The organism is Paenibacillus baimaensis (assembly GCF_025567575.1).
In genome coordinates, this window is sequence record NZ_JAOQIO010000105.1 from 1 (window position 1) to 1,736 (window position 1,736).

The 1,736-nt window shown below is 39.9% G+C and carries 2 protein-coding genes; one reads left to right on the forward strand and one right to left on the reverse strand.

Annotated features, from left to right (window positions below; all coding sequences use genetic code 11):
• Positions 1-38 precede the first annotated feature (38 nt).
• Positions 39-176 (forward strand): hypothetical protein, encoded by a 138-nt coding sequence (locus OB236_RS30540; protein WP_262687346.1) that lies wholly within the window; start codon positions 39-41, stop codon positions 174-176.
• 176 nt (positions 177-352) lie between these two features.
• On the opposite strand, the gene OB236_RS30545 is transcribed toward OB236_RS30540, so the two are convergent.
• Positions 353-1,348: a phosphotransferase enzyme family protein gene (locus OB236_RS30545; RefSeq protein WP_262687347.1), complete on the reverse strand. Its 996-nt coding sequence runs from the start codon at positions 1,346-1,348 to the stop codon at positions 353-355.
• Between the last annotated feature and the right edge of the window lie 388 nt (positions 1,349-1,736).

A 1,736-nucleotide genomic window follows, 5' to 3' on the forward strand; every position in this document is an offset into this window, starting at 1 on the left:
TTTAGAGGGGTCATTTTCTTTTTCAGGAGGGATTTCGAATGCGAATCATCAAGACAAATCAGGTTATTGACGTGTTGCGCCGCGCAGAAGCACTTCCGGCGGTACTTCTCGATCTGGTCGAGGACTACTTCTTGCTGCTAAATTTGTTCCCACTCATTAACATGAAACTACGCTAAACTGCCCGTTAACGTAATAGAGCTGCCGATCGTGCTGGCAGCCTCGTCCTTGTGTTATTGTTTTAACGTTCTCCGTTAGCGGAACACCTTATGAAGCATCAAAACTTCGTTAGTGTTGTAAGGGAGAGAGGGTGCCGATCGACTGCGTACATTGTTTTCTGTAATTATGGGCTTCGCTAGTTTGTTAAGCCTACTTGATTGATATTATAAAAAACCGTTTTGCCTTTAAGCAAAGATTTACAAAGTTCAATCAGACTTGGTATATGTTCACGTATCCACATATGCTTTTCTTTTCTACTTACCAGAAATGCGTAGTATTCGCATATATTCAAAAACATCAAGTCCTCTAACTGTGCGATGTCTATTTTTCCGGAAATAATATTAGTGTAGCCGGAAAGCAGATCATCCCGTAATTCATTTTTAGTAAATAGGGCACCCATAGCGACATCTGATGCGTAGTATCCAAACCCCGATAATCCGAAGTCAATGAATGAAATTCCCCTTGATGTGCGGATTAAGTTGCTATAGTGAATGTCGGCATGGATGAATCCCCATGTCTCGAAACTTTTGCTCAACCCTTTCATACGATCGGTTACCAGCGAAAATGCATTTTCAAGAATTTGAAATTCCTCGGTGTCGATAATACCTATTTTTTCGCCTGATCGCAATTTGGTCAACATGTTATTTACCCACACAATCCCATATTCGGGTCTTATAAAACCTGAACCTTGTTTGAAACTCCGCGAAAACTGATGTAAATATGCAATATGCTTCCCCAAGGTACTAACCATTTCCTCACTGGTGAAATCTCTCTTGGACATGGTATCCCCGAAAATCCATTTCAAGACGGAACAATGCACTTCTTCGCATTCAATAACAACGCTTGTTACTAGTTCACCGTATAGATTCGGAACAGGGATTTGAACAGGTAATTCGGAATGAGACGACCAAGTTAACAAATATTCTAGTTCCGATTGAATCGCCTCACGCATGTTTTGTACACCCTGCATGTTTTTTGTTATTGGTTTATGCATTCGCAACAAGTAAGTATCTTCAGATCCCTTATCTATTACTTTGTAAGTAATGTTTTCATTATGACGAATAAATTCCACGATAGGGTCGATAAAAAAATATTTAAGTATAACTTCCTTAAAACAGTTCGTATAATCCATGGAATTGAATGTCACTCCTTAGCATAGTAAACTATCCTCCCGTTTGTAGATCGAACCACCCAAAATTGAAGAGCGATGGATCGTATCCACCTCTACTCTCACGTTACTCGTTTTAGGCAATTTTCCCAACCACATTCACTCCATTTTATGATAACAATCCGGTTGTTGTACAACAATAACATAGTTACCACATATTAGGGGCGATTCACATCTGCTTTTGAACTAAACTCCCCATAGCATAATGAAAAAAGGAGCAACTGCCTGCGGCACTGCTCCGTGGTGCATTGAACTAACGTTCCTCGTCCCTCAGTATTAAGGATTTATATAACGAATACTCATTCATTCGCAGGATTTCATCTTTGGAATACAGCGGCCGTAAGGATATTAA